Origin of the sequence: Mycobacterium sp. 852014-52144_SCH5372336, assembly GCF_001665615.1 — a bacterium.
Taxonomy (GTDB): Bacteria; Actinomycetota; Actinomycetes; order Mycobacteriales; family Mycobacteriaceae; genus Mycobacterium; species Mycobacterium neumannii_A.
Genome location: NZ_LZSW01000042.1, coordinates 1 through 15,350, shown reverse-complemented (window position 1 = coordinate 15,350; position 15,350 = coordinate 1). Strand labels below are relative to the sequence as shown.

The 15,350-nt window shown below is 68.5% G+C and carries 16 protein-coding genes and 1 tRNA gene; 9 read left to right on the top strand and 8 right to left on the bottom strand.

Features of this window, described 5'->3' with window-relative positions; genetic code table 11:
- Positions 1-22: 22 nt before the first annotated feature.
- Complete coding sequence (locus A5759_RS08765) at positions 23-346, bottom strand: type VII secretion target (protein ID WP_068196323.1); 324 nt, start codon at positions 344-346, stop codon at positions 23-25.
- Between the two features lie 510 nt (positions 347-856).
- Here A5759_RS08765 and A5759_RS08760 point away from each other — a divergent pair.
- On the top strand, positions 857-2,155 hold the full coding sequence (locus A5759_RS08760) for a MinD/ParA family protein (RefSeq protein ID WP_068196321.1): 1,299 nt from the start codon (positions 857-859) through the stop codon (positions 2,153-2,155).
- A gap of 10 nt (positions 2,156-2,165) precedes the next feature.
- Here A5759_RS08760 and A5759_RS08755 read toward each other — a convergent pair whose 3' ends face one another.
- Positions 2,166-2,897, bottom strand: a complete 732-nt coding sequence (locus A5759_RS08755) for a helix-turn-helix domain-containing protein (RefSeq protein ID WP_068196319.1) — start codon at positions 2,895-2,897, stop codon at positions 2,166-2,168.
- A 310-nt stretch (positions 2,898-3,207) separates the two neighbouring features.
- Between A5759_RS08755 and A5759_RS08750 the strand changes: the two genes are divergently transcribed.
- A complete protein-coding gene (locus A5759_RS08750; protein WP_066846576.1) occupies positions 3,208-3,498 on the top strand; it encodes a WhiB family transcriptional regulator in 291 nt (96 codons plus the stop codon).
- A 183-nt stretch (positions 3,499-3,681) separates the two neighbouring features.
- Here A5759_RS08750 and A5759_RS08745 read toward each other — a convergent pair whose 3' ends face one another.
- On the bottom strand, positions 3,682-5,250 hold the full coding sequence (locus A5759_RS08745) for an acyl-CoA carboxylase subunit beta (RefSeq protein ID WP_068196317.1): 1,569 nt from the start codon (positions 5,248-5,250) through the stop codon (positions 3,682-3,684).
- Between the two features lie 96 nt (positions 5,251-5,346).
- Between A5759_RS08745 and A5759_RS08740 the strand changes: the two genes are divergently transcribed.
- From A5759_RS08740 to A5759_RS08725, 4 genes are read left to right on the top strand one after another with little or no spacing between them, the layout of a single operon-like run.
- Positions 5,347-5,766, top strand: coding sequence for an EVE domain-containing protein (locus A5759_RS08740; RefSeq protein ID WP_068196314.1), 420 nt, complete (start codon positions 5,347-5,349; stop codon positions 5,764-5,766).
- Between the two features lie 15 nt (positions 5,767-5,781).
- Positions 5,782-6,747, top strand: a complete 966-nt coding sequence (locus A5759_RS08735; RefSeq protein ID WP_068196311.1) for a pirin family protein — start codon at positions 5,782-5,784, stop codon at positions 6,745-6,747.
- A 7-nt stretch (positions 6,748-6,754) separates the two neighbouring features.
- On the top strand, positions 6,755-7,087 hold the full coding sequence (locus A5759_RS08730) for a GNAT family N-acetyltransferase (protein ID WP_068196305.1): 333 nt from the start codon (positions 6,755-6,757) through the stop codon (positions 7,085-7,087).
- A 27-nt stretch (positions 7,088-7,114) separates the two neighbouring features.
- The gene (locus A5759_RS08725) at positions 7,115-7,918 is read left to right on the top strand and encodes an acyl-CoA thioesterase domain-containing protein (RefSeq protein WP_068196301.1); all 804 of its coding nucleotides are present in this window, start codon (positions 7,115-7,117) and stop codon (positions 7,916-7,918) included.
- Positions 7,919-8,090: 172 nt separating this feature from the next.
- On the opposite strand, the gene A5759_RS08720 is transcribed toward A5759_RS08725, so the two are convergent.
- From A5759_RS08720 to A5759_RS08700, 5 genes are all read right to left on the bottom strand, one after another.
- Complete coding sequence (locus A5759_RS08720; RefSeq protein ID WP_066849880.1) at positions 8,091-9,047, bottom strand: hypothetical protein; 957 nt, start codon at positions 9,045-9,047, stop codon at positions 8,091-8,093.
- A 127-nt stretch (positions 9,048-9,174) separates the two neighbouring features.
- Complete coding sequence (locus tag A5759_RS08715; protein WP_068196297.1) at positions 9,175-9,654, bottom strand: nitroreductase family deazaflavin-dependent oxidoreductase; 480 nt, start codon at positions 9,652-9,654, stop codon at positions 9,175-9,177.
- Between the two features lie 4 nt (positions 9,655-9,658).
- Positions 9,659-10,159: a pyridoxamine 5'-phosphate oxidase family protein gene (locus A5759_RS08710; RefSeq protein WP_064424892.1), complete on the bottom strand. Its 501-nt coding sequence runs from the start codon at positions 10,157-10,159 to the stop codon at positions 9,659-9,661.
- 115 nt (positions 10,160-10,274) lie between these two features.
- A complete protein-coding gene (locus tag A5759_RS08705; RefSeq protein ID WP_068196295.1) occupies positions 10,275-11,453 on the bottom strand; it encodes a hypothetical protein in 1,179 nt (392 codons plus the stop codon).
- Positions 11,454-11,568: 115 nt separating this feature from the next.
- Positions 11,569-11,651: transfer RNA gene (locus A5759_RS08700), tRNA-Leu, on the bottom strand.
- Positions 11,652-11,899: 248 nt separating this feature from the next.
- On the opposite strand from A5759_RS08700, the gene A5759_RS08695 reads away from it, so the two are divergent.
- From A5759_RS08695 to A5759_RS08685, 3 genes are all read left to right on the top strand, one after another.
- Positions 11,900-13,372: an FhaA domain-containing protein gene (locus A5759_RS08695; protein ID WP_068196635.1), complete on the top strand. Its 1,473-nt coding sequence runs from the start codon at positions 11,900-11,902 to the stop codon at positions 13,370-13,372.
- 128 nt (positions 13,373-13,500) lie between these two features.
- Positions 13,501-13,968, top strand: coding sequence for an FHA domain-containing protein (locus tag A5759_RS08690; RefSeq protein WP_064394676.1), 468 nt, complete (start codon positions 13,501-13,503; stop codon positions 13,966-13,968).
- Positions 13,965-15,350: PP2C family serine/threonine-protein phosphatase (locus A5759_RS08685; protein ID WP_068196292.1), on the top strand; the 1,386-nt coding region annotated here is incomplete at its 3' end. The genes A5759_RS08690 and A5759_RS08685, both read left to right, overlap by 4 nt.

The window sequence follows — 15,350 nt, the reverse complement described above, 5'->3', positions numbered from 1 at the left end:
TCGATGTGCGTGGCGTCCGTGCTCACGGCTGATCCGTCTGCATCTGGGCAGTCAATGCCGAGGCCGCCGCCTCATCGGTGCTGCCATAGAGCGCGGCGGCGTCGGTCAGTTCGTCGGAGAGGGCGACCGACGATTCCGCGGCGGCGACGCCGGCGTGGTCTCGCGACGTGAGCACGGCATCCAGCGCATCGGCGGTCGGCGCCGCGATGGTGCCGTGGGTGTTCTCGACCGCTGCCTGGATGTCGTCGCCGGAGCGGCTCATCGCGCGGGTGTCCGCGGCCGTGCGGTCGTGCCGAGCGGCCAGATCGCCGAGGTGAGCGGTGGAGACACGCACATCGTCGGACATCGCCGTTCACCCCTTCCCGTCGTCGTGCGTTGGCACCTTCTGTCGGCACCGCGGGTTTGCGCACGGACCTCGAGTCTTTTGCCGCGGACCCCTTCACACGGCCGGCACCGAGCACGCAGGTCTGGTCGCCGCGAGCTAGCGTACCAGCGGTTGAACACCCCCGATGTCACCAATTTTCGGCTCCTCGGCGCCCGCCGATCGTCGCGCACAGGCAACTTGCAGTTAATGCGCAGGATGTCATCTCAGCGGCATAACCGCGCCTATGCCCGATGTAGCAAACTCTGTTGATGCACTTTTCCACGGTCCTAGGGTGCTGAAGCCGCTGGCGGCTGCTTCCGCTGGCAAGCATGCCCGCCGACGGTTGCAGCGGGCTGAATGTCGACTCACGGCGGTTCACATCGTCCCTGGGACCCCCGGCTCGGTGTTAGCTGGGAACGCTGGCCAGGGGAAGCTGGGACAGTGGTTGATACTTGACCCCGGGGACCGATACGACATTCGGAGGAGATCGCATTGAGCGACCGCGATGACGCGTTGCGCAAAGAACTCGGCTGGACAAGCCCCGAAGAAGCCGAACAGGCGCCGCCACCGCCCTCCGAACCGGAGCCGGCGCAGCCGCCGCCACCGGGTTTCCCGGATCCGGACGCACCGCGCGCCAGTTTCCGTGAGCAGCCGACCCGATTCGGCCCACCCCCGGACTCTCTTCACGACACCGGACCGGTACCGGCCGCACCCCGTCCCGATCCGCGGATGTGGGGCCACCCCACCAGGCAACAGCCACCGCCCCGTCCTCCGCAGCAGCCCGGCCCCACCGGACCGTGGCCCGGTCCCGGACCGCAGGGCCAAGCCGCACCCCAGCAACCGGGCTCCTACGCAGAACGGATCAGGCCCGACGAACTGGTGCCTCCGCGCAAGCCCGCGCCCACCCGCGGTTGGCGATACGCCTTGTATCGAGCCACCTTCGGATACGTGAACCTCGGCCCGGGGCCTGACGAGATCCGGCAGGCCGAGCTGGAAGCGAAGATCCGGGGCGCGCTGCGGGGTCATTACAAGATCGGCGTGATGGGCAAGGGCGGGGTCGGTAAGACGACCGTGTCGGCCAGCATCGGCTCGGTATTCGCCGAGATACGTCAGGACGACCGGGTTGTCGCGATCGACGCGGACACCGCGTTCGGCAAGCTGGGCAGCCGGGTCGACCCCAAGGCCCAGGGCTCGTACTGGGAACTAGCCTCCGACCAGCATCTGGAAACCTTCGCCGACGTCCGCAGCCGAGTCGGAAACAACGCCGCCGGATTGTTCGTGCTCGCCGGTGAAGGCACTCCCGCGCGTCGCCGCGTGCTCGACCCGGCCATCTACCGGGAAGCCACCTCTCGGCTGGACCGCTACTTCACGATCTCGATCATCGACTGCAGTTCGACGATGGACTCCCCGGTCACCCAGGAGGTGCTTCGGGACCTGGACGCGATGGTCGTGGTGTCCTCACCGTGGGTCGACGGTGCCGCTGTGGCCGGCCAGACACTGGACTGGCTGGCTGCGCGCGGGCTGACGAGGCTGCTGCAGCGCACGGTCATCGTGCTCAACGACTCCGACGGGCACGCCGACAAGCGCACGCGTTCGATTCTGGCCCAACAGTTCTCGGGTCAGGGCCAGAGGGTCATCGAGGTGCCGTTCGACGGGCATCTGCGTCCGGGCGGCGTCATCAACGGGACATCGGAGATGTCCGCGAAGACCCGTCGGCGGTTCCTCGAGATCGCCGCCGCGCTGGCCGACCACTTCCCCACCAGCGACGACCGCAGCCGCGAGCGCTATTGATTCGGATGCCTCAACCGAGTTCGTCGACGAGTGCGGCGATCGCCTCGGCAGCCTGCACCGGCACCTGCCCTTCTGCCTCGGCGTGCGCAATGTCGTCATCGGAAACCCCTGCCGCCTGGGCGGTTTCGGCGATGGTGAGGTTCGCCCGGCGCCGCGCCGCATAGAGGCGCTGACCCAATGTCGCGCCCGGGGATCGCGCCGCGCGCAACATCAGCTCGTCATAGCGCGTCCGCACGGCGCTCAACGCCTTGATGAGCGGCGGGGTCACCCTGCTGATCCGCGCCGCCCGCGCCGCGACGGCTTCCAGCTGACGAAGGTCGGCCAGGATCTTGGCCGCCTTCGCGCCGAACTCCGGGTCCTCGGCTGCGGGTAGCGCCGCGATGGCCGAGTCGAAGGTCCTCGCGGCGGTGATCACCGCCTCGGCGATCAACGGCACCTCGTCGCTGCGCGGCGCCGCCGCGGGGCGGTGATTCTCGCCGGCCGGTTCTCCCCGCCGAAGCCCAGCGATCGTGCCGGGTGGCCACTGCAGCACCTCTTCGAGCTTTGCTCGGGTTCGCTCCCGCGGCCAGCTTCTACCCTTCTCGAAGGCGATCAGGGCGCCGGCGTTGATGATGCCGTCCGCCGCGAGGCTGCGTTGGCTGATGTTGAGCTCACGACGCCGCGCCGCGGCGGCCGCACCCGCTCGAACCATGCCCTGATCGAGCGCCTCGGTCGATCCGTCGGTCGACTCCGGATTGGTCATGGCGCGGTGGGTCCTCGAGGGCGGGGGTGAGAAGGCGCCGTAATCGTATCCGCCGTTATGTTGCGCGCTACGGCTTGGTGCGGCGTGGCGGTCCCCAAATCGTGTCGACGCTCCAGTTCAGTCGTGTCCGCGTCAGTCGGTGCTACGGCTTTGTCGGCGTCCCGTGGCGTGTGAAGCCGCACTTCAAGGGCATATCTGCGGCGGCCATCGGCTCTCGTATCCGCAGTAACTGTTGCATCGCTACGGTTAATGCGCTACGTTTTCGCCATCGCGACCGACGGGCCGCACACAGTGCAGAGGAGCATCACGAATGAACACGACTGAATGGGATGAGACGCCCGTCGGTGCTTGCACCCGGGACCCGGAGCGGTGGACCACATCGGCCGACGAGCAGGCGAAGGCCATCTGCCGCGCGTGCCCTCGCCGTTGGCTCTGCGCACGGGAGGCCTGCGAGTTACCGCGCGCCGAGGGTCTGTGGGCGGGGATCTTCGTGCCCGAGGCCGGGCGCGGCCGCACGTTTGCTCTGCGGCAGCTGAAGTCACTGGCGGAGCGGCACGGCCACCCCGTGCGCGACCGTCGGCTCTACGCGGAATCGGCCTGATCACCGGTCGGCTCGCCGCCGGATCGGGGGGTCGGCGGCGGGCCTCGACCATCGCCCGGAATATCTCTGGGGACCAGCAGGTTGACGAATGCGACGGTGCCGGGCATGCCCCGGGCCCCAACACAATCGTCGCTTCGAGCGACCACTCGCCGAGAGGCGCAGGCGGCACCGTCCCTTTTTCTTCTACCAGGTGTCGACGAAGCGTCGGCCCTGACGACGCGGGGCGTGCGCCGTGGCCGCAGTCAACGCGTTGATCACGACATCACGGGTCTCGGCCGGGTCGATCACGTCGTCGATCTCGAACAGCGCAGCGGCGTTGAGCGCCTTGGCGTTTTCCTGCGCGGCCGCCGTCGCCTGCCTGACCCGTTCCTCGCGCTCGTCCTCGTCGGCGATCGCTTCCAGTTCCTTGCGCATACCCAACCGGACCGCGCCCTCCAGGCCCATCGGTCCCAGGTGCGCCCCCGGCCACGCCACCGTCAACGCCGGCTCGTGCAGGCTGCCGCCCGTCATCGCCTGCGCGCCCAGTCCGTACCCGCGCCGCAGGATCACCGCGATCAGCGGCACCTCGAGCGCCGCACCGGCCACCAGCATCCGCGAGGCGCGGCGCACCAGCGCCTCGGACTCGGCCGCCGGACCCACCATGTAGCCCGGGCAGTCGACCAGTGAGAGCACAGGCAGCCCGAACGCGTCGCACAGCTGCAGGAAGCGGGCGGCCTTGTCCGCGGCGGCCGCCGTGATCGCGCCGGCCATCACCATCGTGTTGTTCGCGATGATCCCGACCGGGCGGCCGTCGATGCGGGCCAGCGCCGTCACCATCTCCGGCGCGAACTTCGTCCGCAGGAACGTCACCGTGCCCTCGTCGGCAAGCGTCTCGACGATCGGCGCGACCTGATACGCGCGGCGGGCGCGCTCGGGAACGATTGTGCGCAACCGTGTTTGGTCGGCAGCCGGCCCGGGCTCGGTCCGCCCTTGAAAGTAGCCGAGCAGCCGCTTCGTCACCGCGACCGCCTCGGCCTCGTCGGCCACGACCACGTCGACCACACCGTTGGGCGACTGCACGCTGATCGGGCCCACCTCATCGGGTGGCACGTCGCCGAGCCCGCCGCCGGCGATCATCGCGGGTCCGCCCATGCCGATCGATGTGTTCTCGGTTGCCACGATCAGGTCCGCGCATCCAGCGATGACGGCGTTGCCCGCGAAGCAGCGACCATGGACGACGGCGATGCGCGGCACCACGCCCGACAGCGCCGCCCACAGTTTGAACGCGCGCGCATCGAGCGACGACACCGCCGGATAGTCGGTGTCGCCCGGCCGCCCGCCGCCGCCCTCGGCGAAGAACACCGTCGGCAGCCGCAGCCGCTCGATCAGCTCGAACAACCGGTCCTTCTTGCGGTGGCCCAGCGCGCCCTGCGTACCGGCCAGCACCGTGTAGTCGTAGGACAGCACCGCACACGCACTGCGCTCGGCGCCGAACAGGTCGCCGTTGATGCGTGCGGTCCCGGCGACCAGACCGTCGGCGGGGGTGCGGGCGATCAGGTCGTCGAGGTCGCGGCGGTGGCGCTGCGCCGCGATCGCGAACCGGCCGTACTCCACGAACGAGCCTTCGTCGATGAGGTCGGCGATGTTCTCCCGAGCGGTCCTGGCGTGCGCCTCGTGTCGCCTGGTCACGGCATCCGGTCGGGCCGCGTCCTCGGTGAGTTCGCGGCGTCGTAGAAACTCGGCGTGGTCGTCGCGCAGCGACTCGTCGCTCACGGCGTCCGATGCTAATCAGGCGGCGTCGGCCCGAGTTATCCACAGGCACTTCTCTCGAGGTCTGGAACTGTCGGCCGTCGCGCTTAGCGTGCGGTCATGACGAACTGGATCAACACAGTCAGCCGCGACCACGTCGAATTCGGCGTGCGCGGCCGCTTCACTCAGGCCAATCACGGCAAGCCGAACATGCTGCGCAGGATGGCGCGCGGCGATTGGATCGTCTTCTACTCCCCTCGCGCCGTCTATCCCGATGGTCCGCCGCTGCAGGCGTTCACCGCGATCGGGCAGATCGCCGACGACGAGCCCTATCTCGATCCGGCGTCCCCGGACGTCGAACGGTGGCGGCGCAATGTCGACTTCCTCGACGCGCACGAGACGCCGATTCGTCCGCTCCTCGAGAAGCTCGACTTCATCGAGGACACGGCCCGGTGGGGCTACAAGTTCCGCTTCGGGGTGTTCAAGATCGGCGACGACGATCTGGACGTGATCCGTTCGGCGATGACGGGTGCGGCTTAGACCTACTGTGGGTTGATGAGCAACACCGATCCGGCACCCGCCGAAGTCGCCTGCGCGGCAGTCCCGTTCGCGGGCGTGCTGCATCCGCGGGAGGTGCCGCTGGGCGGTCCGAGGGCGATCCGGGTGCGACGGACGCTGCCGCAGCGGGAGCGGTCGCTGATCGGTGCGTGGTGCTTCGCCGACCACTACGGCCCGCACGACGTGCGCGGCGGGACGGGTATGGACGTGCCGCCTCACCCGCACACCGGGCTGCAGACCGTCAGCTGGTTGTTTAGCGGCGAGGTCGAGCATCGCGACAGCGGCGGCGTTCACGCGCTGGTGCGCCCGGGCGAGCTCAACCTGATGACGGCAGGAGCGGGCATCTGCCACTCGGAGGTGTCGACGGGCGCCACCACGATCCTGCACGGCGTACAGCTGTGGGTGGCTCTGCCCGATGAGGCGCGTGACACCGGGCGCGGCTTCGAACACTTCGTCCCCGCGCCGCGCGCCGTCGGGGACGCGACGCTGCGGGTGTTCATCGGCGAACTCGAAGGCCTGCGCTCCCCCGTCGACACGTTCACACCCCTGCTCGGGGCCCAGGTCGACCTCGACCCCGGGGCCGAGGTGATGCTGGAGGTCGATTCGGACTTCGAGCACGGGGTGCTGCTCGACCAGGGCGATGTCGCTGTCAACGGCACTGCGCTCTGCACCGCCGACCTGGCGTTCCAGGCCGCCGGTGCAGAGAGGTTGCACCTGGCCAACCGCGGCAGCGCGCCCGCCCGGCTGGTGCTGCTCGGCGGACCACCGTTCCCCGAGGAACTGGTCATGTGGTGGAACTTCGTCGGCCGCAGCCATGACGACATCACCACCTATCGCAGACAGTGGGAGGACGGCGACGACCGGTTCGGCGCGGTGCAGGGATACCGCGGCGGGGTATCCCGGTTGCCCGCTCCCCCGCTGCCCAACGCGACCTTGCGTCCGCGATCGAACCCGGGGGTATAGAGAAACCATGACGACCGACAAAACCGGCGCACCCACCGAGGTCACCGCCGAAGCCGACCGCTACACCATCGCCGTCGACGGGAAGGGCGTCGGAATCGCCGAGTTCGCCGACCGCGACGGGCAGCGAGTCTTCACCCACACCGAGGTGGACAGCGATTTCGAGGGCCGCGGCCTGGCGACCATCCTGATCGGCGAGGCGCTGCAGAAGACCCGCGATGAGGGGCTGCGCATCGTGCCCGTCTGCAAGATGGTGGCGTCCTACGTCGAGAAGCACGACGAGTTCGCCGACGTCGTCGATCCGGTGTCCGACGACATCGAGCAGTGGCTGGAGAATCGTTAGTTCGACTAGACCGCTATCGTCTTCGCGATGGTGGCCGCGTTCTTCACCCCCGACGGTGACGCCTTCGTGCCCGCGCCGATGGCGCAGGGGCCGTGGGGACAGACGATCAGCGGCAACTACGTCGGCGGTCTGCTCGGTCACGTGCTCGAACGCGACGCCGGCGACCCGGACTTCCAGCCGGCCCGGTTGACCGTCGACCTGTTCCGCCCAGCCGCGCTGGCGGCGGTTCGGGTCGAGACCTCCGTCGTCCGCCAGGGCCGCCGCCTGAAACTGGTCGACGCACTGATGACGCAGGGCGACACGACCATCGCGCGCGCGACCGCGCTGTTCCTCCGCCGCGGAGAACAACCCGCCGACGAGATCTGGACGTCGCCGGTCACCATGCCTGCGCCGCCTCCGACACCCGATCCCATCCCCCGCGAACTGTCGACGTTGGTGTGGACCTACGGCAGGGACGAGCGCGAACCCGGACCCGGCGAGGGCTTGGCGAACTGGCAGCACTCGGGTCCGAAACACCTGTGGGTCCGCGACTTTCGGCCGCTGGTCGCCGGCGTGGACCTGACGCCGTTCACCCGCGCCGCCATGGCCGGCGACATGGTCAGCTCGTTGACACACTTCGGGCCGAGCGGCCTGCAGTGGATCAACGCCGACTACACACTGACGCTGTCGCGGCTGCCGAAGGGGCCCTATCTCGGGCTGGCCGCACTGACACACTTCAGCGACGCCGGAGTGGCCACCGGCACCGCGACCCTCGTCGACGAGTACGGACCCATCGGTAGCGGTGTGGCCAATGCCCTGGCGAACCCCGGCTTCACACCACCCCGTATGTAGCGCGAAATCGCCCCCCTCGCACTAATTTCCGCGTCGACTTCTGCGGCAGGGTCGCGATCGACGAGACAATTCACAGCCCTGCCGCAGAACTCGGCAAGACCGCCGCAAACCCCTGCGACATACGAAGCACCCCGCGGTTTCCCGCGGGGTGCTTCCGGTGCCATCCAAAAGGTCAGCTGATGCCCACGACCTCCTGCGCGATATCGGCCAGGCGCGTCTGCGCTGCCGACACCAGCCGCTGGCGGTTCTTGTGCATCTCCTCGTAGGCGATGATCGTGCGGATGTCGGAGGGATCGTCGAGATCCTTCACCGCGGCCACCGCGTCGCTGAGGTTGAGATCCTCGTACCCGGCGATCGGCAGCTCGTCGGCGTCGACGACTCCACTCTCGGCACGCGCCTTGTGCAGCGCATCGGCCGCGTCGCCGGCACCCTCGCGGCGGACAACCTTCTCCGCGCTGCGCAGGGCACCGTCGCGCGACGCCCCGAGCGCCTTGAAGGTGATCTCGCTGGCGCGCTGGGCACGCTCGCGCAGATCATCGACGGCCGGTCCGGCCGAACGCAGCAGCTCCGCGAGCCGCTCGACCGACTGTGCCGACCACTGCCCTGGCAGGTTCACCAGCTTCACCGCGGTACCCGCAGCAGCCTGCAGCGGGGTGCGCTGCAGCGCGGCCGGGCCGCCGAGGGCATCCTCGGCCAGCACTGTCGTCAGCCAGTTCACCGTCGCCGAGTGCGCGGTGATCAGGCGATCGGCGAGATCCTGCACGGCCGGCTCCTTGGCTGCGACCGCGAGTGCCTTGACGTAGCGGGCACGGTCGAGCAGCTGGTCCTCGAGCGCCAGGTCGCCGAGCAGCGCCTCATCGAACGGCTGTGCCTGCTCGGTGAGCGCCTTGACCGCGGCGGCGGCGCGGCCCAGGAACGGGCCGATCGTGTCCGGGAAGCCACCCAGGTCGCGGATCGCCTTCTCGATCGCCTCGGCACGGATACGGCCGTTCTCGGCGTTCTGAGTCAGCTCACGACGGACAGCCTCGGTACGGGCCTGCGCGATCCGGGTCTCAGCGACCTGGATCTCGGTGTGCGTGAGGTCAAGAATCGTGCGCAACTGCGCGATCAGTGTGTTCTTGGTAGTCATAGATTTTCGCCCCTTAAGCGTTGACGGTTTCGGTCGGCGCTGGGGTGCACCTGTCCTGTTGGCTACCCGGCGTGTGGGGGGAGTCGAACGCCTCAGGGGTGTGAGATGGATCGCACTCGGCGTGTCGTCAGCGCGGCTGCAGGATGACCACCGGAATCTCGCGGTCGGCCCACGATTGATAGGTGTCGAAGTCCGCGTACGCCTCGACCAGCTTCGGCCACAACCGCGCCTTTTGTTCGGGCGTGGCCGTGACGGCGCGCACCGCTCGGCGGTCCGAACCGATCTCGATATGGGCCTCGGGTTTGGCCACCAGGTTGCGGTACCACTGCGGATCGGTGTCGCGGCCGCCCTGGGACGCCACGACGATCACGTCGTCTCCGTCGTTGATGTAGACCAGCGGCGACACCAGCCGTCTGCCGGATTTACGCCCGATGTGCTCGAGCAGCAGCGTCGGTACCGGCTTCTTGAAACCCGCGCCCACCCGCCACGTCGCGCCGATCTTGCCGCCCGAGCGGCGATACACCCACACGTGGGCTTTGCCCGCGTACTTCATGATCTTCGTGACGACAGGCGAGTTCAGCTGCTTGGGCTTGTTGTTCGGGTCCATGGGATCAACCTAGGTACTGCGCGGTGCTGCCACCCAACGGCATCTCGGGCATACCGAGCTTGCGGTGGTCCCAGCTGCGGGTGCGCAGCGGTACCACCCGCACGCAGATGCGGTTCTTCATCATCTGGTCGACGAACGGGCGCATGTCGTCGGAATAGGGTCCCGTGTAGCGCTCCCACACGCTGATACCTACGCGCAGAATGGTTTCCGGGTCGTCGACGATCTCGGCCCTGCCGTCGATGGACACGCCGCGCAGCGTGTCGTAAGTGTGGCCGTCCTCGACCATCACGGTGACCGTCGGGTTGCGTCGCAGGTTGACGGCCTTCTGCGACTTGGCCTTCGTCTCGAACCAGATCTCACCGTCGAGCACGGCGTACCACATCGCGACCAGGTGCGGCCGCCCGTCAGGAAGCACGGTCGCCATCGTGGCGGTGCGGCTGCGTTCGATGAATTCGGCGATCTCGTCGTCGGACATGACGATCTTCGCGCGTTCGTTCTTGCCCACGGCCCGATCTTGTCAGGTCGCGGCGGCGACGACCGTCACCGGGATGGGCTTCAGCGCGGCGACAACGATGTGGGCCCGACCTGCCGCGGCGGCAGCCGACTTCGCTGCGTACTGGCTAGCTCATCAGCATGATGTACTGCGCGGCCGTCATCTGTTGTGCCGCAAGCAGAGTCGGGGCACTGGTCTCGATGGTGTACTCGTCGGCGGTGGCCAGACAGTAGAAACTGCCCTCGTTCGTGCGCAGGCAGCGGCTGCCGGGCATGTCCGGCACCGGGTTGGCCGGCTTGGCCGTCGCCGACACCTCCTCGGCGAACTCCTCGACCACGCCTTCGGCGCCCGCGACGTCCTCGGCCTCGTAGACGGTCGTGCCCGCCATCGCGACCAGATCGACGCCGGTGTCGGAGAAGAGCTTGGCCGACCGCACGGGATCGGACTGGAAGTGCAGCGCACCCCGCCGTTCGTAGGTCCCGCCCTTGGTGAACGTCGGGTCGCGGCCGTCGAGCGGTAGCGCGCGGGCCAACAGGCCGGTCGGATCGATCGAGATGTCGGCCAGCTCGCTCGGGTCGGTGGCTCGGAACTTGTCGATCTCCGGCGCCTGCAGGTCCAGGCTCTCGGTCACCAGCCGGGCGGCGGCGTCGATACCGGCGGTCGCCTGCGCCAGCTGCATCAACACGTAGGACCCGTGCGCGGTGAACGACCGCACCGCACCGAATTTCCCGATGTTGCGATCGGTCCCGGTGTGACTGCTGGCGCGCGCTTCGGGGTGGCCGGGAATCTCCAGCTTCGGCGACGGTCCGTCGGCGCCCTGCGGCTGCGATACCGCGTCGCCCATGTCGTCGGCCGCGGCCTGGGCAGCGCGATCGTCGCCGAAGCGCAGCACCGCGTTGAGCAGTATCTGCTTGTTCTTCTCGGTTCGCGTCGTGGCGAAGCCGGTGACGAAGTCGTGCCGGGCGGCCGCTGCAGCGACGTTCATCGGGCCGATCATGGCCAGCGCTTCGGCGCGGGGCAGCACCATCGCGCCCAGGCCGAACCATTCCGTCAGCGCCTCGTCGACCTCCCACGGCCCGATGACGTGGTTGGCCAGTCGCTGGCCCTCGAGCACCACGCCGAGCATCGGGTCGCCCGCGACGCCGAGCGGATCCCGCGGTGCCGTTGGGTACCGGCCCGGGTCCAACCGGTCGAAATCCAACACGGGCCCACCCGCGGCCCGCACCGCGGACCCCTCGACGGTCGATGTGCACGCCGTGGCAAGCAGCGCGACGACAGATACGAGCGCAAAGATCGCGTTCCGCATGTCTCGCAAATTACCCGCGGGCAGCCGGCCGCAGATTCAGGCGTGCCGACGCCGGCCGCCGACGTCATACAAATGAGACGAGCCACCGAAATCCGGTGGCTCGTCTCATTGCTTGTGGGCGAAGGGGGACTTGAACCCCCACGTCCCGAAGGACACTGGCACCTGAAGCCAGCGCGTCTGCCATTCCGCCACTCGCCCCAACAACCGGGGGAGCCTATCACGCACAACACCCGGCTCCCCAACCGTACCGGCTGGCCCCCGGTACTTTCGGCCGATCGTGATCGAGGGCGCTGAACTGCGGTGATTCGATTCTCAGAGTTCTGTTGGTCCCGCTGTCCGGCGCTCGGCCGATACCATGCACATGAACAATGTGGCCAGGCGACACGCTGGCTCCCGTCGCGGTGAGCAGTGCCGACGGACGACGACCGAGTGAGGCGGGCGGTGACATGGGTCTAGTCGACCGCTTCGAGCGCAAGCTCGAGTCGACGGTCGGCGATGCCTTCGCCCGGGTGTTCGGCGGTTCGATCGTCCCGCAGGAGGTCGAGGCGATGCTTCGGCGGGAGGCAGACACCGGCGGACGCGAAGTGCTCGGCGGTCAGGTTTTGGCACCAAACGACTACGTCATTACCCTCAGTGTGCCTGACTATCAGAAGGTGAGCGCCGACCCAGACCTCACGTCAGCGACTTTTGCCAAGCACTTGGAGGGATACATCCGTGAGCAGGGGTGGCAAACGTATGGTGATGTGGTCGTCAGGTTCGAACAATCACCCACCCTGCACACCGGACAGTTTCGCGCGCGTGGAGCGGTCAATCCCGACACGACCACTGGCGAACCCGCACCACCACACCATGTACGTGCGTCCAGCGCAGAATCAGGAGTACCACCGATGAGCGACAACCCGACCTACCGCGGCGGCCAGGGGCCGGGGAGGCCCGCCGACGAGTACTACGACCGTCCGCAAGACCGTCCGCAGGACCGTTCGCAGGACGATCGCTACGGCCGCCCCGACGACCGTGGCCCCTATCCCCCGCCCGAGCAGGGCGGCTACCCGCCGCAGGGCGATCCGTACGCCCCGCGCCAGGGCGGCTACCCCGACCAGGGTGGCTATCCGGATCAGGGCGGCTACCCGGACCAAGGTGGCTACCCCGACCAGGGCGGCTACCCCGACCAGGGCTATCCGCCGCCGTCATACGAACAGCGCCCGCCCGCCGGTTACGGCCCGCCGCCGCAGGGCGGCTACCCGGACCAGGGTTACCGCCAGGCCCCGGGTGGCTACGGTCCCCCGCAGGGCGGCCAGCCCGGATACGGCGGCGCACCCGGGCCCGACTACGACTACGGGCGTCCCCCGGCCCCCGGCCGCCACGAGGAGGGCGGCTACGGTCGTCCGGCCTATCCGGATCAGGGCGGCTACCCGGACCAGGGCGGCTATCCCGACCAGGGCGGTTACGGCGGACAGCCGTACGGGCGGCAGGACCAGGGCTACGGCGCTCCGCCGGACTACGGCCGCTACGGTGACGCCCCCGCAGGCGGCTACGCCGAACCCGGCTACTCCGAGCCCGCAGGCGGCGGCTACGACTACGGTCAGCCGGCCGGCTACGGCGGCTACGGCCAGGCCGACTACGGCGCGGGCGCCGCGACCGTCACGCTGCAGCTCGACGACGGCAGTGGTCGCACCTATCAGCTGCGCGAGGGCACCAACGTGATCGGCCGCGGCCAGGACGCACAGTTCCGGCTGCCCGACACCGGGGTGTCCCGGCGGCATCTGGAGATCCGTTGGGACGGTCAGGTCGCGTTGTTGTCCGACCTGAACTCCACCAACGGGACCACCGTCAACAACGCGCCCGTTCAGGAGTGGCAGCTCGCGGACGGCGACGTGATCCGGCTGGGCCACTCCGAGATCATCGTCCGCGTGCACTGAGCGCCCGCCCGGGGCGGAGAAGCTGTCGCTTCCCCCTCATGTCGGTAACCGTCCAAGTATCGTGACGGTGCCGAGGCTGGCTGCGGTGCCGAGGCGGCTGAACGGGATGGAGACGGAGAGGACGTCAGATGCAGGGGTTGGTACTGCAACTGACGCGCGTCGGATTCCTGTTGCTGCTATGGCTGTTCATCTGGTCGGTGCTGCGAATTCTGCGGACGGATCTCTACGCCCCCACCGGCGCCGTCATGGTGCGGCGCGGGCTGCCGCTGCGCGCCTCGCTGCTACCCAACCGAGCCCGCCGTAACGTGGCCCGTCATCTGGTAGTCATCGAGGGTGCGCTGGCCGGCACCCGCATCACTCTGGGCAGTCAGCCGGTGCTGATCGGGCGGGCCGACGACTCGACGTTGGTCCTGACCGACGACTACGCCTCGACGCGCCACGCGAGGCTGTCGCCTCGAGGTTCGGAATGGTACGTCGAGGACCTAGGATCGACCAACGGCACATACCTCGACAGGGCGAAGGTGACGACGGCGGTACGCGTTCCGATAGGCACGCCGGTTCGGATCGGCAAAACGGTAATCGAGCTGCGCCCGTGACCCTGGTGCTTCGATATGCCGCGCGCAGCGACCGCGGCCTGGTTCGGGCGAACAACGAGGATTCAGTGTACGCCGGCGCCCGCCTGCTCGCGCTGGCCGACGGTATGGGTGGGCACGCCGCGGGCGAGGTGGCCTCTCAGCTGGTGATCGCCGCCCTGGCCCACCTCGACGACGACGAACCCGGCGGCGACCTGCTGAGCAAGCTCGACGCTGCGGTGCGCGAGGGCAACTCAGCGATCGCCGCGCATGTGGAGGCCGACCCCGAGCTCGAGGGCATGGGCACCACGTTGACCGCAATCCTGTTCGCGGGCAACCGACTTGGCTTGGTACACATCGGAGACTCGCGCGGCTACATGCTGCGCGACGGGGAGCTGACCCAGATCACCAAAGACGACACGTTCGTCCAGACGCTCGTCGACGAGGGCCGCATCACCGCCGAGGAGGCGCACAGTCATCCGCAGCGGTCGTTGATCATGCGCGCGCTGACCGGCCACGAGGTCGAGCCCACGCTCATCATGCGGGAGGCGCGCGCAGGCGACCGCTATCTGCTGTGCTCCGACGGACTGTCCGACCCGGTCAGCCATGAGACCATCCTCGAGGCGTTGCAGATCTCCGATGTCGCCGAAAGTGCCGACCGGCTCATCGAATTGGCGCTGCGCGGTGGCGGTCCCGACAACGTCACCGTCGTGGTGGCCGACGTCATCGACAACAACGCCCACGACTACGGGCAGACCCAACCGATCATCGCCGGTGCGGTATCGGGTGATGACGACCAACCACCACCCAACACCGCGGCCGGTCGCGCGTCGGCGTTCAACCCGCGACGCAACGAAGCCAAGCGCGCGCTACCGGAACCGGAGGAACCGCCGCGACCGCCCAAGTCGCGGCGGCGAATGTTCATCGCCGCCGCCCTCGTGGTACTGGTCGTCCTTGCCGGACTGGCCGTCGGTCGCGAGATCATCCGCAGCAACTTCTACGTCACCGCCCATGACGACGTCGTCTCGATCATGCGAGGTGTGCCCGGATCGATCCTCGGCTACCCGCTGCAGGAGCCGTACCGAAAGGGCTGCCTGACCGAACGCAACGGGCTGACGCTGATCAGTCCCGGCCAGGAACCGCGCGACTGTCAGCCATTTCGGGTGAGCGACCTCAAACCGTCCGAACAGCGACAGGTCATCTCCGGTCTGCCGACCGGGTCGGAGGATCAGGCGATCACCCAGATCAACCAGCTGGCGCGCGATTCTCTGCTGCCGATCTGCACGCCGCCGCCACCACCGGCGCCGCGCACCACTGCGCCGCACAGCCCTGGGCCGCCGAATTCACCTGGGCTGCCGAACAATCCACCCCCTCGTGGTGAGGAGGGCCTGTCTCTTATACACATC